At 37.9% G+C, this 23,828-nt stretch carries 8 protein-coding genes; 1 reads left to right on the top strand and 7 read right to left on the bottom strand.

Annotation, left to right across the window (positions count from 1 at the left end; translation table 11 throughout):
- Window positions 1–20: 20 nt before the first annotated feature.
- Window positions 21–1,961, bottom strand: a complete 1,941-nt coding sequence (locus AXG55_RS05415) for a lytic transglycosylase domain-containing protein (RefSeq protein ID WP_233231399.1) — start codon at window positions 1,959–1,961, stop codon at window positions 21–23.
- Window positions 1,962–2,105: 144 nt separating this feature from the next.
- Between AXG55_RS05415 and AXG55_RS05410 the strand changes: the two genes are divergently transcribed.
- Entirely contained in the window at window positions 2,106–3,044 is a 939-nt protein-coding gene (locus AXG55_RS05410; RefSeq protein ID WP_148697111.1) for a DUF2797 domain-containing protein, read from the top strand.
- Window positions 3,045–3,053: 9 nt separating this feature from the next.
- On the opposite strand, the gene AXG55_RS05405 is transcribed toward AXG55_RS05410, so the two are convergent.
- The 6 genes from AXG55_RS05405 to AXG55_RS05380 all read right to left on the bottom strand — a co-directional run bounded on the left by AXG55_RS05405 (window position 3,054) and on the right by AXG55_RS05380 (window position 23,756).
- A complete protein-coding gene (locus AXG55_RS05405; protein ID WP_148697110.1) occupies window positions 3,054–4,592 on the bottom strand; it encodes an ABC transporter substrate-binding protein in 1,539 nt (512 codons plus the stop codon).
- A gap of 344 nt (window positions 4,593–4,936) precedes the next feature.
- Entirely contained in the window at window positions 4,937–6,691 is a 1,755-nt protein-coding gene (locus AXG55_RS05400; protein WP_148697109.1) for a sensor histidine kinase, read from the bottom strand.
- 32 nt (window positions 6,692–6,723) lie between these two features.
- Window positions 6,724–8,244, bottom strand: coding sequence for an ABC transporter substrate-binding protein (locus tag AXG55_RS05395; protein ID WP_233231398.1), 1,521 nt, complete (start codon window positions 8,242–8,244; stop codon window positions 6,724–6,726).
- A complete protein-coding gene (locus AXG55_RS05390; protein WP_148697107.1) occupies window positions 8,238–9,275 on the bottom strand; it encodes a DUF4135 domain-containing protein in 1,038 nt (345 codons plus the stop codon). Before AXG55_RS05390 ends, AXG55_RS05395 begins: the two co-directional genes overlap by 7 nt.
- A 146-nt stretch (window positions 9,276–9,421) precedes the next feature.
- Window positions 9,422–10,588 carry an MFS transporter gene (locus tag AXG55_RS05385; protein WP_233231397.1) on the bottom strand — a complete coding sequence of 389 codons (1,167 nt, stop codon included), beginning with the start codon at window positions 10,586–10,588 and terminating at the stop codon, window positions 9,422–9,424.
- A 529-nt stretch (window positions 10,589–11,117) separates the two neighbouring features.
- Window positions 11,118–23,756: a fibronectin type III domain-containing protein gene (locus tag AXG55_RS05380; RefSeq protein WP_148697105.1), complete on the bottom strand. Its 12,639-nt coding sequence runs from the start codon at window positions 23,754–23,756 to the stop codon at window positions 11,118–11,120.
- Window positions 23,757–23,828: the final 72 nt, after the last annotated feature.

Genomic DNA, 23,828 nt, shown 5'->3' with positions numbered 1-23,828 from the left:
ACTTTTGTAATAAAGATCAATCAGCGGGGGCGAAGTTGTTTTTTTCTTTGCCCAGAAATGGCAACTTTTTTATTAGTTGATTTTTTGCGGGAAGAAACAGCAGTAGTAGATTCGCTATTTTTTTTAGATTTGACGAATGACTTTACCTTGCTAGAAGAGGGTTTTGTAGCAATCATTTTTTTATGTTTATTTGAAACATTATGCACAGAGTGTGAATGCTTAGAGGAAGTTCCTTTCGCCATTTTGCTATGGCTTTTGAACTTGCCGCTCGATAAACGCTCATATTGTCCTGTACCCAAAGAAATAGGGATATAAACCACTTGTCCTTTGTGCAAATGAGAATTCATTTTTAAATGAGCGTTCGCACTTAAGACAGATGTGGTATTCAAGTGGTAACGGGCAGCAAAGGCAGAAACGGTTTCTCGTCTTTTGATGCGTGCCGCAATTAAATATTTATTTGAAGCGTCAGGAATATTGTTTAATGCCATTAAGGCATGATCATATTTTGCAGCAGGAACTTCTAATTCAAAGACCCCTCCCGAAGTGGCTTGGGGCGGAGGAGTGAGACCTAAACGCAATTCTGGATTTAAACTTTCGAGAACACTTTTATCCATTTTAAGGCTCTTTGCGAGCTCAGATAGAGAAATAGAACGTGTTAATTTAATGCTTTTTGTTGCTGAAACAACCGAGGAATGAGAAGTGTCAAAACCAAATTTTTCCGGATTTTTAGCAATGATCATAGCAGCTATGAGCTTTGGCACATAGTCTGCTGTTTCTCTATTCACAACGCCCATAGAGGTCAATTGGAAGAAAGAAGAGTCGCTGCCATAGTTGTTTAAAGTTCTTCTCACCAAACCGGGGCCGCCATTATAGCTTGCCGCCGCTAAGTGCCAGCTTCCAAACTGTGTGTATAAATTAGATAAGTAATTTGCTGCCGCTACGGTGGATTTTTTGAAATCACGACGCTCATCCACGTAATCATTAATTTTCAAGCCATTTTCACGAGCCGTGGCAGGCATAAACTGCCAAGGGCCTACGGCACCCACATAACTGAGTGCTTTGGCGTTATAGCCCGATTCAATCATGGATAAATAAGCAAGGTCTTTAGGTAATCCATATTTCTCAAGCGTGACTTGCATTTCAGGAATGACAATACGACCACGGGACAGCCACATCGAAAAGCTCTTTTTACCCGTACTTTTAAAGTAGTTAACCCATTGTAATACTTGTTGATTTATAACTACTGGGAAATCAAATCCCGTTTTTTCAATAGCAGGATAAACAATTTTAATAAACTCGTTTGTTCTTGCTTGAGTTAAAGCCTTGATTCGTGAGGATTCAGATTTATAATTTTTTGAATTTTCAGCAAGCCAAAGGCGATCAAATTGCTCACGCCACGAATTGTAATAAACATTATCTTCGCATAGCAATAAGTTATCGTCAGTTGTATCTGCATAATTGCTATTGTCTGAGGGTTGTTCCGCGCTCAATGCATTATCGGACGAATTTGAAACAAGATTTTCTGAATCCTCAAACTCATCAACGGGCAGGGTTTCACCGCTCTCGCCATCAGAAAAGTTTGTGCTATCTTCCGACTCGGGAGCTTTGGGAAGCAACCCCTCATTCAGTTTTTTATTATTATTTTTAGCAACTTGCATTGACTTTGAAGAAGTAGCAGGTTTTTTTGCAGCCGCGTAGTCAAATTCAGATTGTTCTTGTAGAAACGGCACCTTAGATGTCGATGAAGAATTAGCTTCATTGTCATTGGAATTATTAGCTTCGGCTAACCTTGTGTTTTCAGGAGCGATATGTAAGTTTGCGGCGCGCTGGTTCATGCTACTTTGGCAGCTCACCACTAAAGGAGAAAAGAAAAAAGGAAATAGCAAGCTCACAAAAGCGCGTTGCTTCTTCTTAGAAAGGTTCGAACTTTTTATTAAGTTGTTGATATTCCTTAGCTTCACCTGAGGGCTCCGTTTCATGACAGAAGACATAATCTGTTATCGGCATGACTGCGCTGTAATTAACATTTTACAGAATTTAGAGTTGTGTTGAAATCAACACTTTCTAGCCACTATGTTTAGTCTTTGACGAAAAAGGTGTCAATCATGAATTTCTCATTCCAAAAACAGAATTATCCAATTACAAAATTACATTGCGATTTCATTACAGAGTTGCTGCCCTTCTCGCCAAAGGATCTGGAAAATAAAGTAACTTTTAATAGAGATCATGTTATTATAAATCTTCAATACAAAATAAACAATAACACTGAAATTATTTTAGGGTCAAAAATTAAAATAAAACATTTAAATACATTTCAATGTGTCTCCTGTAAAAAAACCGTAAAAAAATTATTTGATAGCTTTTGCTTTCCTTGCTTTAAAAGAAAAGCATCAGCAGACACATGCATTATGAGCCCCCATTTGTGTCATTATATGAAGGGTACGTGCCGCGAACCACAATGGGGGGATGAATTTTGTTACCAACCGCATTATGTTTATTTATCCTTTACAGACAAATATAAAGTAGGAATTACAAGGCACAGTCAAGTTCCCACACGGTGGATCGATCAAGGTGCAACAAGTGCCGCCCTATTGGCGCGTGTGACCTCCCGACATCAAGCAGGTGTATTGGAACATGCTTTAAAAGAAATATTGCACGACAAAAGCCACTGGCTCAATATGCTAAAAAAAGGAAATGATCGCCCCAGCTATGATGAATTTAATCAAAAAGTAACAGAAGTGCAAAATTGGTTAAAAAGCAAAGTAAAAGAAAGTAACAAAGAATTAATTGTGACAACACCTCCGCATTTAAATTTATCTAATGAAATAAAATTAATTGAAAATCCTGTAATTGTTGCCATTCAATTTAATTTAAATGAGAATAATGCCAATGCGAAATATAAATCTATAAATCTAGATAAAAATCCAGAAATTGAGGGAGTGATTACAGGAATAAAGGGACAATATCTTTTTTTCGGTGAACAGGTTTTTAATATGCGACGCCATGAAGGTTATGTTGTCAATATGGAAATAACAACTTTTTAAATTGCGTTTTTAATTTTTTGCTTCCTCTTTCCAATGCAGCTTCCACATTTCGCTTTCATAATAATAATTTGCTTCGGGAACATGGATGTCATTTTTATATAAAATATAGGGATAATGCATGTGAAATAGGGGAATAAAATAATACTCCTCCTCAAATTCTTGAAATATTTTTCCAATTTTATGCAGACGTTCTTTTTGATTAGGAGTGTAGCGAATAGTCTCTAATTTTTGAAAAAGATTTTGTGATGGTATATTTCCAAATGAAAATTTAGATTCTTGCCTTAAAGGATCTAAATAACTTTCGGGGTCAGGAAAATTTGAAGAATATGTTGCTAAAACAAGATCAAATTCTTTTTTAGCTAGTTCCTCAATCATACTATTATAAACAATTCTCCATTCTACTCTAATACCGACTGTTGCAAAAGCTTTTTCAAATGATCGCATCATATGTGGTGCTAAAGATTCTTTATTAATTAAAATGACAAATTTTTTAGGATACTTCCATTTTTTCTTAAATTCCTCATGGGAAACATAGGGTATTGGTTTTCTATTATAATAATTCTTGGGCATTATGCCTTTGGGAAAAAAATGCGGATTGTATTTGAATATATGAGAATGAAAATTTTCATCTGCGAAAGGTTGTTGCACTATGTAGGCTAATTCTTCACGAAACATTTTATTATGAAATATTTTTTTGTTGTGATTAAAAAATAAATGGGCAAAACGCGCACTGCTTATTTTTTCCATATTAAAGTTATCATTAAATGATACAGCTAATTTATGTTCTGGTGGAAATCCTAACAGCACATCTAATTTTTCATTATTGAAATCGTCATAGCCGTCCTTAGTATTTTTTAAATTATAAAAATGAATTTCATTTGAGATGATTTTTTCAAGAAAATAATTCTTGTTTTTTTTCATAATCCATTTCTCATCTTTAGTGTCATAATATGCACTAAAAGGACCTGAGCCCATCGGTTTCTTAGGATCAAAATTCTTTTTTTGATAAATGACAAATAAATCCGAACTCAATATTCCAACAAAAGGAGGATAGGGAGCTTTTAAATGAAATTTAATGGTATGAGAGTCCACGACTTCAATACTAGGTATAATTTCGCCATATTTAATATTTTCTGAATTTTTAAGTACATTTTGTAAGTAGCTTAGTGTATTCGATTCCGAATTAAACCACAAATGCCGCGACAAGCTCCAAGCCACATCTTCCGTGGTAACCGTATCACCATTATGAAACAGGGCTTGTTTATTGATATAAAAAGTATATGTGGTGAGATCTTTAGAAACTGTCCAACGTTCTGCCAAACGTCCTTTAAGAGAACCATTTTCTTCCAAACGCACAAGAGTGTCATATACACATGCAAAAAGCAAATAGTGTTGGTGACTCCATGCTTTTACAGGGTCTAATTCTTTTAAAAACATGGTCATGCCAATATGAATGACTTTATCTTGCTTATGACTTTTAATACTGGAAAAGGAATAGCACTGGAAAAAACTAAAAAATAAAATAATTATTACTTTAACGTACTTCATTTAAAATCAACCTAATTTACTATTGAGAGAAATTTATGTCTGAGTTTTGATATGAACCGAACAGAGTTGAATATGAAATACTTAAAAAAAATAAGATAATATTCACGTCCCTTTTTGTGAATATTATCTTACCAACAAGGTATTATATAATTTCCTTTAAATTGTCAAATCTATATTTACATTTTTATAAAAAATTTTAATTTTTAACTTTTTTCATTTTTTGTTATTTTTTTTAGCAATTTAATTAATAAATATTTTTAAACAGCTTTATTTTTAAACATTTAATAAATTATAACGGCAGTTCCACTTCATAAGATAAATTTTTAATCATTCATCACAAAAAATTAGGAGCACAGCTTAATTTGAATGGGAATATAGTAGGCTAAATTCTTAGGAATGACTTTAATTCCTAAATGACTGCATTTATTACGAACATGAGTGTCTTCAAAATAACTGGTAATTAAAGTGGATTTTTCTCCCAAATTAAATTGATTGATAATGTCTGTTCCTGTTAAGTTGCTACCAATAAATTCATAATCAAACAAAAAGTAAATGTCCCTTGTTTTATCATATTGATTATAAAACTCAATAAATTTTTGTGGATCTTTAAAGTTCACAATTTGAATATCATCAGAAGATTTAATAAGACTGGCAAAGCGGCGCATTAATATATCGTGAATGGATTGGTCGTCATCAATTATCACCAGAGTGCTCTTTGGCGATAGCTTTATTTCCTGAGGAAACCAATTTGGAGCCGAAATTATAGGCATTTGAATAGAAATGGTTGTCCCTTCATTTACTTGGGATTGAATATCTACTTTGCAATTCCAATTTTGGATAATACGTACCGAACTCGACAAGCCAATACCCACACCGTGAGTTTTTGTAGTCATTCCTCCCGCTATCGCTTTTTGCAAAAATTCAGGAGACATACCGCAACCACTGTCAATAAGAGTCAGCCATAAATACTCATTCCGGTTTTCCAATATGAGTTTAATTACGCCTGAGTTTCCCATGGCCTCCACAGCATTGTTCATTAAATTTGAAATGACCGATTGAAATTCTACCATGTTGACTTTGATAAACTCCATATACGCATTTGGAGCAATATGCAGATCAAATTTAATTTTTTTATCTGAATGCATCACTCTTTTTTCAGCAACAATATTTTCAAGTAGAGTGGAAACAATTTCATAGCCTGGTTCCTTCTTTTTTTGAACCATTTCATTTTTAAACTTATGAACCAAATTATTAGCAATGTCATTAATGCGATCCACAGCCGTCCGAATAAAAACCCGTTCCTCTTCGGGCAATTGAGTAACACATTTGACATAAACATTTAAAGCAGAAAGAGGAGAGCGTATGTCGTGAACAACTTGAGCCGCAATTTTGGCAACGGCCTCAATTTCTTTTTGTTGCAGTTGTGCATTATGCGATTCCACAATTTTCTTTGCCATTTCGGCAACGGAATGGTTTAAATAAACAATCTCTTCGAAGTTGGACTTGAAGTGATTGTGGGAACTTGCAATTTCATTGACACTGGCTTTCCGCAAGAGTTGCGATATTTTTTGCACGGGTAAAGCAAAATAGCGGCTTAAATAATTTATAAAAACGGACAACAACAAAGCTATAAATACCAAAGCAAATACAATTATAAACAAACAATCATTTAAAACCTTGCGCATACCTAAATCGGAATAATTTGCTGAAATTGTAGCAGCGCTAATTTTTTTCTCTTCATCAAAATAAGTGTTTGAAGTGATTAACCCCAAATTGGAATTTCTAATATTTTCCTTTTTAAAATCACAAATTTTACTACCGGAAGAGTCGGTTACATTAATAAAATCCAAACCACCGGATTCATAAAATATTTTGCATTTACGAAATACTTCAGAATAAAAACCGGTTAAAATATCGTTGTGAATGGAGTCGGCAAATAAATTTTGGGAAACCAATATTTTGTCTTTAAAAGAATCTTCTAAGGTTGTTTTTACAAGAAAATAGGAAATAAAAGTGTACACTATAAAAACGGAACAAAACAGTGAAAATGTAAATATAAATATTGACTTCCGAAACTTTAACAATTTTTTTTTGGTCATATAACCACCAAATTGAATGATTGTTTAACAGTCTATTTCTTCCAATGAATTTTCCACAATTCACTTTCATAATAAAATTTTGCTTCTGGTAAAAATAAGTTCTTCTTTATTAAAATAGGTAAGCTCGATTGAAACAGTGGGATAAAATAATATTCTTGCTCAAAATCTTTAAAGACTTTGGAATAACTTTTTAGCCTTTCTTTGGGATTATCTATATGACGAAATTCAGCAAGACTCTGAAATAGTTTTTCAGAGGGCATATTGCCATAGCTAAATATTGAATTATTTCTTAAGGGATCGATTAATCCATCGGGGTCGGGAAAGTTAGAAGAATATCCTGCTAAAAGTATATCGTAATCATTTTTTGCTAACTCCTCCATATAACCACTATCGCACTCCTTCCATATTATATTAATTCCAATACTTTGAAATTGCGTTTCAATTTTTTTTATAATATTAGAGTCGAGATATTTTTTTTGTACTAAAGCATGAAGTTTTGAAGGTAATTGAGATTTAAAAATAAAACCCTTATCAAATTCATTTAAATTATTATCTCCATTGTAATACTCATATGACAATATCCCCTTAGGAAAATAAGTTGGGTTAAATTTATATATATGGGAATAAAAACCTTCCGCTGCAAAAGGTTTTTGTACTAAAACACTCAATTCTTTACGAAGTTTTTTATTTTTAAATAAGCCTTTATTCATATTAAAATACAAATGTAAATTTCTTAAATTGCTAATTTTTTTAATGTCAAAGTTATTTATTCTTTTTATACCAGCATACATATCCTCTGTAAAATAATCCAATACGACATCTAAATTTTTTTCTATTTCAATATTTTTTATATCTTTGCTATTTTTTAATTCATACAGGTAAAAGGATTCCGTCTTAGGCAATTTTCCAATATATTTTTTATTTTTTCTCATAATCCAATTATTATTATTTGAATTGTATTCGGCTTTATAGGGACCCGAACCAATAGGATTTTTTGCATTAAAATTATTTTTTTGAAAAATGGTGTAAGAAGGCATAACAAGAAGAGATACAAAAGGGGGGTATGGCGATTTTAATTTAAATTGCACGGTATGCTTATCGACAGCACTTATACTGGGATGAAGGGCACCATCGGGGATTTTATCTGGGTATTCTAAAATTTCTTGCAAATAATTTACGGTTGTGGAGCCTGAGTTTTTCCAAAAATGCTTCGAAAAACTCCAAACAACATCATCGGCATTCACAATGGCGCCATTGTGAAACTGGGCATTCTTATTTAAATAGAAAAAATATGTTTTCTTATCTTCAGAAATTTTCCAACTTTCAGCCAAATCTCCCACTAAAGATCCATTTTCATTTATCCTCACTAAGGTTTGATAAATAAATTGAATTATCATAAAATGTTGATGATTATAGGCCAAAATAGGATCTATTTCCTTTAAAAAATAAGAAAAACCTATATTTATATTTTTGCTCTTTTCCAATTCACTACAATTGATATTTTTATGTAATAATATCAAGAATAGCATAATTAATTTCAAAATATTTAACATGAACTTGCCCATTTATCCTTATCATATTTAATAATAATTAAGTTTTTACTTTTCAAAATAGATAGATTTTTATATTTAGCACTGCCAAAAGTAATATTATCTGAGAAGTAGTTAAATATTTGCAAAGATCCCATTTTTTTTAGGCTATTCGTATTATGATTATCACATAATTTATTTGAAACAATATTCAAACTTTTTGAAGAAGTGATATTCTTAGAAGAATTATTCATATAATATAATTTTTTACTCCCTAAGTATTTAAAAAAATAGGGAATATCACCCTTGCTAATTTGATCCCTTTCTTCTGAATTAAAAAAGTCGTTAAACTGATTTAATTTTGTTTTATAGCACTCCGTTGAGTGAAGTATGACTCTAATAGGGTAATTAAAAATTTGCGGATATTTTTTAATAAAGAACTCTTTAAAGTTTAAAAAACAATTGAGAAATTCAATATACCCAAATAAGAGTGGAGCAATAAAATTCATTTCTGAAGACAAATTAAATACCATTTTTAATTTATACAAACCACTTTTGTGCTCTAAAAGTATTTTTGAAGGCAGCAAGTGGGTTTGTGAGACCAATGTAAAATTTTCAAACAAACATTCAATATCTATGGGGCCAAAAATAATTTTATTATTTGAGTCTCTTCCCATTAATATATTTTCATTATGCAGATCATAGACACCAAATAAACTGAGCAATCCGATAACGGCACCAAATGATTCCCAATAGGACTCTCCTAAAATAGGAGCTGAAATGTAATCGCAATTTTGGTATTTAACATAACCAGATAAATATTTTTCACCGACCTCATGAAATTCTAAACTAGGTAACACGGTGAGCCAATCTTTATTTAAATGGCATTCTTTATTTTTTTGAAAATCTTTCAATTCATTAAGAAAAAAGCTATTTTTTTCTAAAAATAGCTTTTCCCAATATATACACCTAGGCTTATAAATATACCTTTTATTAATTTTTTTGACACATTTTTGACCATTGTGTCTATCGCCTAAATTCATTATTAATTTCATTTAAGCTAACTTGTATAGCCATAAAAAGTAGCATTTTCTTCAGATTTTATCAATTCGATCATTTCTAATCCATTCAAATTATTAAATTCCTCAATTAATAATAATTCACTCTCATTACAATTCACAATTCATTCTCAAAAAAAATGTTAAACATATTGAACTCTTCGATTTTTATTTAGGGCAGTATAAACCAACATAACAACACAGGCAATTTGTAAAAACAAAGCTCTAACGAAATTATCGTTATTTAAAATACTGTAAATAAATTCAAAAAATCCGAACACAATTTGACAATAAATCATTTGTGATGAAGAAATAACCGAAGCTTCTTCAGCATCACAAATTTTAAACCATTCACTTTGTATTTGAAGACAGATCATGGGGTAACAAAAAAATGTTCCCGATAATAATAAAATCTTTAAATACAAGTGCTCTGCAAAAGGCAGCAGTGATAAAGAAACAACCATAATAAGCATAGATGTTATAACCACGGGTAAACTTAATTTTACCACTTTACCTTTATTTTTAAGCTGAATAAGTTTGCCACCAAGAAAGAAAAACAAACCATAAACAACAAGGGCAATGGCATAGCCATTATTTTCACCAAAAAACATGTTTCCATATTTTAATAGCATGATATTTGCTCCACCCATGGCGCAGCAAACTAAGATATCTGTAAGCAAAATAACCCGCCGTTGCGGAGTCTTAGTTAAAGTAACAAAACGAGATTTTAAGCTGGTACTTTGCTCATATTTCATAGTAATGCTTTGATTGCGCAAACTCCAAAATAACCAAGCACCAAATAAAGAACCCATAGCATCCACAATTACGACAATCTGTGCCATAATAAGTGAATTTGATATAAATAATAAGATACCAACAAAGACATAAGCACCCTGCGCCAATGAATTTGTAATTAAATTTAAATGACTCGATTTCTGAAAATTAGGGAGCTGCTTTAACCAAGAAAATCGAAGAATAGATATCGATCCATTTGCCAATCCCTTAAAAAAAGCGCAACTAAAAAGTAGCAAACTTGATTGCAAAAAAATGGCAAATAATATTGCTATAGCAACCAAAAAATTTGCAACTTCAGCACCCACACCTATTTTATGTGGCATGTAACTCTCATGAAGCCTAGGAGCACAAATACTTCCTATGACTGTACCCATTCTCATCAGAAAGAAAAAAATCCCAACTTGCAACAAAGAAGCAGCAACAGCAGTACCAAGCACAGGAAAAAAACCTGATGTTACGGTAGCTGGTACTGTCGATACTAATACTTGCAATAAAAAGGGATTAAATTCGACCACCTTGTTAGAAACCTTTTTTTAAATTTTCATATTCAACTTCGTATTTTTCAATACGCCTATTCTGTTCGGATTGAAAACTATAAAATGTTTATTTACTTGTCAAATACATATTTTTCAGTGATTTTTTAATTTATTTTATAAATATTTTGGTAATCTATTAAAAAATAAATATTCCTATAATTTTATTTTGTTATAAATTTATAGGCTTTTATTTTTAAATTAATTTATTGAAATTTATTTTTAATAAGTTAATTTAAAAAATTTTATTTTAAATATTTTAAAATGTTTTTTAAAAAAAATTTTAATTTTATAATACAAGGAATATATTTATACTTAAAAAAACAAATAGAGAACCATTTATTGAAATTTTGAGTAAAGTTTCAATGATGTAAAAATAACATCTAAATCTTTATAAATACAAGCAATATTATGATAATACTAATAAATTTTATATAATAAAAAATGTTAAATTTTTTTAAATTACTTAAAAAATGTTTACAGTAAAAATGCTATTTTAAACATCAGTCACCTAATAAAAACCTATGGCAGTGGGGATATAACTCTGACCTCCAATGCTTATGGAACTTTGAGCTGAACAATTTGATAGCATTCCTGTTGAAGGGGTAATTAAACATTTACTAATTATTTTAGCTGCGCTGTGATCGTTTGCATAAAGATATCCGTTATTAGGAATTATACTTCCAAAATCTATATTCGTCCCAAAAGTATCATATAAACTAGAGCTTAGACTTCCATCGGATGAAGAGATTTCATAAGAATATATATTCTTATCAATATTGGAAAAATAGCCAATTGTATTTCCATTTAGAGTTGTATAAAAAGCCATACTTACTAATGGACGAGTGCCAATTCTATTTGAGTTATTGCAGGCTAAATTGCCGTTGGAGGAATCTTGGGTGCAGATTTTTAATTGATTACTATCACCTGCATAAATAATCCCATTAAACTGATTTAATCCTAAATAAGAGGAACCAAAATTAACTGCTTTATCACATACATTGGAAATGGAACCATCCCCGTTTAGCTGACACTTATTAATAGAGGCCTTATTTGCTAAATAAGCATATCCTTTATAAATAAGTCCTGAGGAATTCATTTTAAAATTAGAAAATATTCCATTCCCGACGCAAGTTCCAATAGTGTTACCATTAAAAGGGCAATTAAGCATTTGTTTTAAATTTGGAATCGTAAGGTATGCCTGATTATTGGCAATAGTAATTCCATTAATTCCAAAAGAATTGCCACTGGACCACACTGTCGCGTTACTGGGGCAAGAGATATCACCAGACTGTAAAGTACAACCCATAATGAGTTTTCCATCTGCCGTCCCAATAACAGGCCGTTTCAAATTAAGATTCATCAAGTAATTATTCCTCACACTTTCCATTTGATCGAAGCTTAAAGCCAGATTTGTCCAAGCCGCGGCGAAGGGCATATATGAATTCAGGGTGTTGTTATTTGCTCTACCCATAAGAGGTAGTGATCCCAAATGAAACTTGCCCACTCCAAAAGCAGAGACATTGTTCGTTGGAGAAACTTGATTGCCGCTAAAGTCTATGACTGTGCCGAATCCGCTTAAAGATCGCGCGAAGAAGTCAGAGCCTCCCGTAGATAATTTCTTAGTAAAGGGAGTGAGAGTAAGAGCATCAAATAAATTTTTAGAATTTATATTCATACCATAGCCCATTCCGCTCTCAGCTTGCGCTGTTAATGTCGTACTGTCATAACCCATCACACCTTGATATTGATTTAGAAAGGATTCCGGTGTCTGTGCATAAGCAACTAACGTGGAAGGATTATTTGAATTGAAGAGAGAGGAATTTGAATCCGCCATTCCATGCGGAGATTTTTTCGAATCACCTAAAATTCCATTTGTATTCCAAGTTAAGGATGTTGATGCGAGAGTCGCATTGTGTGCGTCGCAAAAGAGGTCATACAAGACGTTGTTACCCCTCGTCCCATATCCTGCATTTTGGTAGCTGCGCATAGCATACATCACATCGGGAAAAGGAATGCTGGGGATTTCCGTAATGCATTGGTTGAGGAAATTCTGAATTTGGCTTTGCCCCGCGCTGGTCAAAGCAGAGCCCTTTACCGACTTCACCCTTGATGCGTATGCGCTGATAATGCCAGCAGTGCTAATGCCATTGGTGCTCGGGCTGGTGGATTTCAAATTGCATGTGGTTGTACTCAAGTCCGTGCTTCCCGAAGAAGGCCCTAAGCCATTGAAACATGTGACACAATATGAAAACACAGCACATTGGTCATTTGGTTGCAGAGTATAGGTGCTTCCCGTATTATTTGGTATCAAAGCATTGTTTCGGTACCAGGAAAAACTGCAATTGGAAGGATCACTCCAGGCGCCAAGGTTCCCCGTGAGTGTTCCCGAACTTGCCGAGACGATTCCGGAAGTACTTGAAATGGCTGCCCCCCCCGATGGGGCAATATCACTTGGTGTTGTCGTATTTACGGGTTTGCTAAACAACGCGGACGTCACTGTGCTCAATGGTGATGTGTTGCTGAGAGCCGTACTGGTGTTTTGCACAGAGAGCGCAAAGGAATAGGTTGCCCCTATAGTTAGATTATTGCCATCATATTGAGTACTTGAACAACTTGTCGGGTTCATGCCCTCCGTATGGGCCGCGCTACAAAACAGGATGCCGCTGTGGGTTGGAGTTCCTGCGGAATTCAAGGCATACACATTATAACTATAATTTTGGTTCGTCCCCATTCCATAGGGAGCCACAGCCGTTGCCGCAGGCCAAGAAACTTGAATGGAATGGGACGTGGGGATTGTGACAAGCCCCATTGACGGCGCCGTCACGGGTGGTGTCAGCACATTGAGGGCATTGCTTGTCACCGTATAAGTAGAATTCTTCGCGCCTGTGGCAATCACACTAAATTGATAATTGCTGTTTTCAATAAGGCTTGTAAGAGTGCATGTGACCTCTGTTCCCGGAGTTTGGGCTGCGGTCAAGGCATTTGAGGGAATGCAGGATGAAACTTGCGCCAAGGGCCAATTGCTGAACACAGCTCCTGTCGTGTCTGTATTTCTAGATTGGAGCTGATAATTTACATTGTCCTTACCCTGGTTCAACGTCCAGCTCATCTGCATTTGACCGGGCTTAACATACAACGATTTAGTCTTAGCATACAACGCGTTGTCTATTCGAGATGCGGTAATAGGAGTGGAGAAGGGCAAACTAATAATAGTTCCAAGGTAGAGATCGAGCTTATTGGATGACACAGACGCATTCGCCGTGGAACGATTTTTCGCCTTAATTTGAAACAAGTAATGAGTAGTAGGAGGATTAAAATTTCTCATCTCACTCGTGCAACTGATCTTGACATTTACTCCAGGCGTCACTCCTTTTAACGTGCATGCTCCATTACCAATATTAAAATTGGAATTACTAAGATCAAAAGAAAAGTCGACGGGGGCACTCCCAATATTAAAATTCCAGCTCAAAGTAAGAACACCCGAAAGGAGATCTGGTGTAAACCCAGGAGATACTGCCTCCAGCTTAAAAAGTGCACCAGGAGCAGCGGTACTGAGGGCCGTAATGACAGTCAAAGAGGAAGAGGGAATTGCGCTAGTTTTATCTGTCGCCGTGACTTGGAATTTGTAAGAGGTATTTTGGTTCAAACCATTGACCTGACAACTCAAGGCGGGGTTTGTAGAAGGATCTATCCCTAACACGTTGCAGTTGCTTAAAAAGATCCCTGATTTTTGACTTCTTGGGATGGTGATGCCATCAACGGCAACACTAAAATCTACAAGTGAAGTGCCTATAGCAAAATTCCAGCTTAAGGTCACACTGGTATCCGATACGTTTGATTCCACAAGAGAATAAATCTTGCTGGTATCAAAGTCTGTCGTTGCTGTTAAGTCGCCACTCCCGGTGGTTGTCGTCGCTCCCGTGGCTCTATTTGTTGCGACAACATTGAATATGTAATCTGTATTTGGCTGCAGCCCGCTCACGGTACAGGTTTCTACTGTGCTACCTGAAGTGGGGGTGCGTCCTAACAAAGAGCAGCCCAAGAATGTGGTTGTCACACTGCCGTTTGTGGGCGTCTTCGTTATAATACGATAGTCTACCAGACCATCACCCACAGGCATGGTCCAATTCAAAGTGATAGAATGGGCGGTGGCTGAGCTTTGGGTAAGTACAACGCGGTTGATATTTAAGGCAAACTTTGTTGTGGCTATAGTATCTGTGGACGACAAAGTGGAATTGGAATTGTCTACACTAGTGGCAACAAGGGTATATTTGTATTTCGTATTAGGACTTAAACCCGTGACCACACAGCTTAAGTTAGTGGTAGTAGAAGGAGCTACATTGTTAAGACTGCTGCTACAACTACTAATACTAGCTCCGGAAAGAGCTGTCCCATTTTGCTTAATGGTAAAATTCACCTTGGCATTGGGATCCCCAATACCAAACTTCCAATTCAAAGTAGCAGTCGTATCCGTCACCGATGGTACGTCGACATCAAAGGAACTCGTTGAATAAAAAAGTGTGGTAAAAGATTGTACATTAGACTGCACAATAGTTGGAAAGGGCGATTTGTTCCTAACTTGGATTTGCAAATCGTATTTTGTATTAGAATACAGAGTATCCACAGGACTGGTATTATCTGTTGCTGGAGCGCAAGGATACCAAGAGTAACTATTATAATTTGGGTATCCTTTAATTTTATATAAGATCTGACACTCCATATTTTCCCTGCCTGCACCTTTGCCTAAATCCAAACGCCACTTGAAAGAAGCAGAATTGGCAGTAGGCGTTATGCTATTGCTATTAAAAGTGAACTTATCTTCTAATGGGTTTAAATCTGTTATCACCAGGACAGGAGAAGAGGCAGGCGATAATTTCGTTGGAATTGTGAAACCTGCTACACTACCTACGGGAGCTATGATTACAGGGTTTGTCGCTGTGACAATCTGGTAACTGTATTTTGTATTTTCTGCCATAGGAGCCAATTTGGTAAAAGTAGTACTTGGGGGAGAATTTTGAATTCCATTGTCTGTGCAACTCACTCTATTTGGCGTAATAGCTGAGACTTCATTCCAACACGCAAGAACGTCATTAATTGTAATCGGCGAGGAACTGCTTGCCGGGTTCCGATACACCTTATAAACAACATTTGGAGTTGTCGTCGTATTGTTGTCCCACTCGAGTACCGCATTATTATAGCCCGCACTCACAACTCTAATAGATGAGGGAGGGCTTGGAATGGTCACAGTAGCACTTCGTGGCGAAGAAACAGAGCCGTTGTTATTTATGGCCGCAACCTTCACAAAATAAAGGTTTCCTGGAATAAGGGAAATTATTTCTTTATTGAAATTAGCTCCCGCTGAAACCGGTCGTCCATATCCCGTAGTTGCCGTCGCATAGCTTACGGTATAACTTTTGGCTCCTACCGCGTTGTTCCAATTGACCTGCATCGTAGTTTCAGTGGGACTAATCGAACTGATAGTAACAGCCCCAATAGGAGTTGCTGTTACAGAACTGCTATAGACCACCGCACCACTCTGCAAAAGCGTCTTCAACACAAAATTATAGGCCGTGCCGTTAGTAAGTTGTAATACATCTAAACTTTGTTTACCAAAATTGCCATTTTGAGTGGTCACAGTGAAAATGGTGCTCGAAGTTAAAGCATCATTAGGAGAGGCTATGTAATACAAGAAATAGGTTGATGCGTTTGGGACAGGATCCCAACTGAGGGTGATCTGCCCCGTGTCTGCCGTGGCTGTAAGAGTTACGGGAATTGAGGGGGTCACTGTTAATTGGGCAGAAGTGGTTTTTGCCAAATTGATAGGAGAAGCGCCGTTATTTGCTACAACATAATAGTAATAGGGGGTGCCTATACTTCCTGTATCCGTACAAGGTTGCGCACTGCAAACCAAAGGCGTGCTATTGGCATCCCCAGGCGCGGACGTTTCTAAGGAAGATTTGTACACTTGGAACGTTGTTGCCCCAAGACCTCCACTCCAAGTGAGGCTTATAGAAGTACCCGCCGTTACAGCTGCTTTGAAATCAGTAATAGGAGAAATTGGGGTAATGGCTGCGACAGGGCTTGCCGCAGCATTGCCACCCGCCGTCATCGCTGTCACTCTATAATAATAAATGGTGCTCCCATTGGCTGTTACCGTATCTGCGCCTGGGCATGTCGTCACAGCCGCGCCAGAATCGGGCACCGCATCACAACCACTCACAGTGCTTGGGTTAGTAAAGATAGGATCGTTCGTGGACCGCTCTACTTTGTAACTTAATAGAGAGGGCGTGTCGGCTGAGGGGCTTTGCGGCCAGCTGATGGTCACATTACCCTCAATCGCACTCAGTGTAGGAGCCGTTGCCAGAGGATGGGGAGCCGTTGTTATCGGAATAATATTTGAACTCACTGTAGCACTATTAGAGACACTACTGACAATTACAGCATAGTTGTATTTGATGCTTGCTTTAGGAGAATTAGTGTCGCTACATTGACTCGCAGTTGAATTCGTACAGATCATAGTATCAGCTGCAGTAACCGTACCATTGGAGTTTTCCGAACGATAAAGTTTGTAAATTACGTCCTGGTCACCTTTGACCTTATCCCAACGGAACGTCAAAGGGTTTGCACTCCCACTGACCTGTTCTAAAGTAGGAGCCGTTGCCAAAGCCGTTGCCAAAGCCGTTGTCACCGTGACAAGCGCAGAATCATGAGTAGTTGGGGTGAGAGAATTATTAAAGGCAGAGAGCTTGAACACATACTTCTTGTTTTCCAGTAAGTTACCGACAATACAATTGTTTTTTGGACTTGAGCCACTTGTCGTGCAATCTAAGATAGCTGAACCCCATGTGCCTTGATTCCCAGTTGCATCTGAAGACTGGGATACTTGGTATGTCACAAGACCATAGGCCGCTCCTGTAGCTGAGGGTGTCCATTTTAATGCTACAGACGAGCTGCCTATGGGAGGTACACTTGCAAAACTGAGCAAAGGTGGAAAATTGGACGAAAGATCCGTCACCACAGCATAGTCGGGGTTTGAAAAAAGCTCAACAGCATTAGGAGCCGTGTTTTTTGTCGAAAGACGGTAAGTATAAACCGTGTTTTGAGTCAGAGCAGGAGCTGGTGTTACGCCATCCCAGAAACTTGTAATGCCAGCCCCTGTTGCAGGAACAGCTGTAGTTGTCAAAGAGTTAGACGTGTATATAAGGCTGATAACAGGAGGTACACCCGGTACCACCCGATAAAGCCTGTAATCAATAGCGCCAACACTTCCCCCTGTAGCTTTGCTCCAAGAGAGATTGATTTGAGAGTCTGTCACCGTAGTTTGCTTCTCATCAAACGATATGGGTGTTTGAAGTGCGGAGTAAAACGCAGGAAGTGGGGTCTCATGGACAACACCCGACCCACTATTGTTCTGCGCTGAAACCTTATAAGTATATAAAAAATTTTCTTGAATATTCTTATCTGAAAAGGGAGAAGTCGCGCTATTGGATAAGGAGACCCAATCTCCCGAATCATTTTGCCTAAATACGCTAAATGTCACCACTCCTGTCCCAGCATAAGAATTCCAATTAAGCGTGTTTTGCAAAGGGATTGATTGAGCCTGTCTACTATTTATAACAGGTCCCGCGGTAAGATCCGTTGTAGCCGCAACGGGCGATGAGCTTAAAGATGTGGCTCCCTGCAATGCATTCAACTTATAGCAATAGGTTGTATTAGGAGTCAGTAATGAGTCTGTGAAGGCAAAGGGATCGGACGGTAGCACAGAGACAGCGGTATTCCAATTCAAAGGCGTTAGACTACAAGCGCTATTGGCGCGAGCAACCGTATAAGTGATTTGAGCACTACCTGGAGGTTTATCCCAGGTCAGCTTAATGTGAGTTGAGTCTATTGCGTTTGTTGTTTTAATTGTAGGAGGAGCATCTAAAGCTGTTGTTATGCTTTTTATGGAATCTGTAATATCAGACAGCTCTTTACTGCCTAGAACCGAATCGGTTACGGTAATTTTATAAGTGTATTGAGTATTGGCAACCAAATTAGGATCGTTGTCTACATAGGATAACGCCGTGGGGGTTTGAGAATTTAAAGGCCCTGTCCAATTATTCCCATCACCTTTAAGCTGCCTATAAAGTCTATAAGTCACAGGTTCAGTGCCCGCTGCTGGCGTCCATGAAAGGTTTACACTGCTTGCTGTGAAATTATTTATAGTTAAAGTGACTGGGTCATTCAGCAGGGTAGTTACCGTCAACGGACTCGTCGGGTTATTATAATTTTGATCGGAATACAAAGGGCTTTGTCCTAAAGCGGCATTGGATACGGAAATTTGGTATTTATACTTGGTATTTTGAGTCAAGTGAGCACTATCAGTAAAAGATCCAATTGCTTGACTTACAGGGTCTATAATAATGGGAGAGTTATTTAGAGGTGCTGTTGGCCATATGGATGTAGAATTGTCAAAACGATAAATATTATAAGAAACTATCCCATTATTATTTGCCGCAGGCCAATTTAACCGCAAACTGTTGTACGCGATTTTTGAAGCTGTGGTAAATGCAGGACGGGTGACCAAGGCAGAAGTCGCCGTGACGGAGCTAGAGGGTGACGACTCTCCTGCCGTATTCTTTGCCGTCAAAACATAATAGTAAATTTGGTTTTCTACCAGAGCCGTTTTGTCCGTGCAGACGTTATTGGGAGATGCCGTAGATGCGACGGTACATACCGGGGCTGTGGGTGGGTTTGTCGGGGTTGGAACAAATGGGTTTAAATTTAAAATAGAGCGGTAAACGTTATAAGTGACAGGCGGATTATTGGGTAATGCATCCCAACCCAAGTTCACAGAAAGGGGGACTGTCCCCGCACTATTCACTATTAGCCCTGGTGGGATCCCTCCGGGCAATCGCAATGTCATTTCAGAGCTATCTACACTTCCCCATGTGTTACTTGCTGTTACCATAACGCTATAGTCAAACCCTGTTAATAAATTATTTACCGTTGTACCCAGAGGGGTAGTACCAGAAATGACGGCAGGAAGATTCGTAGTAAATGAAGTGCTTGGAGGAATCCGGTATTTCACAACATAGTTATCCGCACCTACGGAAGGAGTCCATGCCACATCTGTCGAAGAGGTACCACTTGCAGATGGGGTAAGTGAAGTCATTTGAAAATTCCCAAGAGGCATGGCATTCACAGGGACATTTACAACAGTGTTACTTTGGGAGTCCACATAAGAAAGCGTAAAAGCGTACAGCTGTCCATCGGTTAAAGGGATAGAGGGACTTGCCCCGATCACACATGATGCCGAACTTGTGACCACTCCCGTAACGGTGCAGCCCACTTGGGATGTGAGCAGGCATGATGAGCAGGTAATGGGGTTCACGGGAATATAGGAAACGCTGTAGGATTGCGCTCCCAATATCGTATCCCAGGTTATTGTGATTTGTTCAGGCGCCGCCTTCAACTTACTTATAGGGGGGGTTAGTACAGGAATAGCAAGCTCAGAGGTGGTGGTGGTTGCCGTAGAATTGAGTACAGCATTGCTTGCTACGGCCGTGTAGTAGTAGTTTGCATTTGCAGATACATCTAAGGTGCACGTCCTATTCGCACATCCCGATGCCACAAGGATTCCTGTCCCCGAAGGAGGGGGCGCCGATCCGTTTGCCACATTGCCTGCATAAACCTCGTACTTGCTAGCTCCCTTTGCCACGGGCCAACTAAAAACAATTTGCGCCGTAGTAGAGTTTGAGTAAGTCACCGTTGCAAGTGAGAGCGAAAAGGGAGCAATGGGCGTCACCCCTGCGGCAGGGCTATCTGCGAGAGCTTGTCCCGTTGATGTCCGGGCACGAATTTTGTAGTAAATAGGAAGCCCAGTATATGTTATTACGGTATCGTCATAAGCCCTACCATTGCTATCCGCAATACCTGACACAAGGGTGGTAAAATTCGATACAGGATCGGTAGAACTCAGCACATCGTAAGTTAAAAGACTAGATTGCCCTGCTCCCGGACTTTGCTGCCAAAGAATATTGATATTAGAACCTAAAGCCGTAATTACAGGTGCCGTTGTAATAGGATTCGGTAATGTCACTACCGGAATCTCTTTAGATTTCAATGTGTTTATCCCGTTTGTTACAGTAACAGCATAATAATAGGTTTGGCTTGCGCTCACAGAAGTCACGTCATTGCAAAAAACCAAAGTGGCAGCCACAGTCGTAGTGGTTGTGGTCATGCACTGCGGTGAGACTGTGATGTCTACAGGCTGGTTTGTGGAACGGTACACCTTATAGGTTACATTGCCATTCCCGCTAGGAACGGGATTCCAATTTAGAGTGACCTGTGTGTTGCTCACATAGCTCACAGTTAGATTAGGAGTGGTGGTCAGGTTGGTTAAAATGCGTTGTACAGGAGATTCCTTCGTAGAACCGCTCACCGCTAAGGCATTGTTGCTGGCTGAAACTTTGTAATTATAATACGTATTTTCCAAAATATTATTACTGTCAGTCACACTATTTAAGTTATTGGGAAAACCAGTTAATAAACTCCAAGAATAATTTCCAGAAACAGGATCAGAATCTAAAGATCTAAAAACGCTATATGAGATTGTCGTAGGATTGATAGGAAAAGTCCAAGTTAAATCAATACTACTGGTATTATTACTTAATAAATTTAACGCAAGTGGATTCAAAGTAGGCAATGATCTAATATCGCTTGTAACCGTATAAATATCGGAAGCCAAAGCGGCCGGTACCGTGGATTGATTTAAAGTCGTCAGCTTGTAATCATAAGCGGTATTTTCTACAGGAGCCGTGTCCATAAAGGACGTGTTGCTAAATGCAGATGTGATGAGATTGCTAGACCACGTATTTAACCCACTGGGACTGCGGTAAAGCTGATAAGTAATGGTGCTGTTATTCGGAAGCGGATTCCAATATAACGTGATGTTTGTATTTTTGGAAACTGTTTGATTTTGGATAAATTGAGAGGCTTGTTGCAAAGCTGTGGTTTCTGAAACCACAGAAGAAAGAAGAGGCTGCGCTGAAATAGCATTATTAGTAACCGTCACATAATAATAATATTTTGTATTTTCGGCTAAACCTGCTCCTTGGTTGTCATCACTAAAGCTCTGGTTCGAACCTGTATAAATGGGAGAGCCCCAGGTATTTACGTTACCTGAAGAAGATCTATACAAATTGTAGTTAACGGTTTCAAGGCCGGTAGGCGCAGGTGTTGTCGTCCAGCTTAACGTCAGGGAATTTGTTTGAATGCTTCCAATTGTTAGAGTGGGAGCTGTGGTAAGAGCTGTAGTCACATCAACAACATTGGAAGTAAGGGAAACTGATGCCGGTGAATTGTTACTCGCTGTTACATAATACCAATATTTCTTATTTGTATTTGTAGTAGAAATCGTATCTTTATAGGAAAACGGTGTCGTTACTCCCGCCCCGAGCAAGGCCGTTCCACCTGAGGGAGTCCCTGTAATCGGAGTAGCGCTTCTATAGAGCTGGTAGGTGACAATCCCATTACTCGATGAAGGCGGCGGCGACCAGTCGAGCGTAATCCCCGTAGTGTCTGAGGTTCTAACAGCAAGAGTGGGAGCTGTGATTAAAGTCGTCAACACAGAAAACACACCTGTAGACGGGACTGCAACGGCCGTGCTTCTCTGGTTTAGAACATCTACCATATAATAATAATTGGTATTTTCCTTTAACCCCGAATCTTGGTAAGTAAGTAAGCCGCTAAAATAGGGCGCAGAGACAGAAACTCCTCCTGAATCTAAAGGTTGGCCCCAATCAGTAGGGTTGGCTGTCAGGGAACGGTACACGTGAAAAACAACGGGTGCATTCCCGACGTTAAAAGCCCAGGCCAAACTCAAGCTATTGTCTGTCACAGAAGTAGCCGCAAGATTCGTCGGAGGTGTCATCAAGGTTGATGGCAAAGCTAAGGTCGTTTGCGTAGCAGTTGAAGAGCTACTCGCATTGGTTGCTGCCAAGGAATAATAATATAATGTGTTTTCTACAAATGTACCGCTTGGTCCTGTGTCGATGCTTGAATTTACAGGACTTGCAAAGGGAGATAATACTGTGGCAATTAAGTTACCTGGAGGAATAATATTTACAGGGGTATTTGTATCTCTATAAAGCTGATATGTTAAATCCCCATTACCTAAGGAATTATCCCAATTTAACGTATTCGTTGTCGCGTTTGTCGCCGAAATGATAAAGCCACTTGGGGAGTTGGGAAATGTCAACGCGGCTTGAACCGTAGAGTCGGGGGAAATCCCTCCTTCATTGCTCGCCACCACCATGTAATAATAATTATTGTTGTCTTGGAGATTTAAGGTGCTATCGGAGCACGTGGTAGCCGCAATTAAACTACAACCGGGAACAGGTGCATAACCCGTCATAGATGCTAACGGCTTCCGGTATAAGCTATAGCGGAGCGTCCCATTGCTGATAGATGCTATCCAATTTAAAATAATTTGATTCCCTAAAACCATCACGCTCCCCGTGGCGGGCCATGTTGGGGCAACAGGAGAATCAATAATAAACACACTTTCTACGACGCTTGTGATGGTACCCGCTGAATTGCTAGCAATGGTTTGGAAATAGGTATAAACTCCATCTTGTAAATTTTGAACTAAGTGGGGATCCTTCACATTAAAATCACTATTATTTATGCTATTAACGCTACTCCCCGATTGTACAGTGAAATTGGTATTCCCTATTCCATTATCTACAGATCCCCAAGAGACGAGCGCGGAAAGGTGCTGAGGAGTTAAAAATAAATTAAAGGGTTTAGGGATGGCAGGAACTTCATTTTTCATATTGATAGTCCCAAATTTATTCCTTGCCATAACATTAAAATAATACGTCGTCCCATTCATAAGCCCCGTTACCACGCACACCTGGGATTTGGTATGGCTACAGAGAGCTACGGTGGTGGTGTAATTCCCAGAAGAAGTACCATATACCACTGTGTAATCATCTGCACTTATAGCGGCATCCCAGGCCAAATTCACTTGACTATCGGAGACGAGCAAACCATTCAATGTAAATGGCAAGGGCGTGCTTAAAAAAGGGTCGTTTGCCTCATCAATCTGCGAATGGCTGCCTCCTAATGGATTAAAATGGCAACCATGGAATAAAAGTATCAAAAAAAGACATAGAAAAAAAAGAAAAAACCTTTTTATAAAAGTTTGGAAATGAAATTTTTTATTTTCACCTTT

Source organism: Silvanigrella aquatica, from assembly GCF_001907975.1.
GTDB classification, from domain to species: domain Bacteria; phylum Bdellovibrionota_B; class Oligoflexia; order Silvanigrellales; family Silvanigrellaceae; genus Silvanigrella; species Silvanigrella aquatica.
This window is presented reverse-complemented; position numbering and strand designations above follow the sequence as displayed.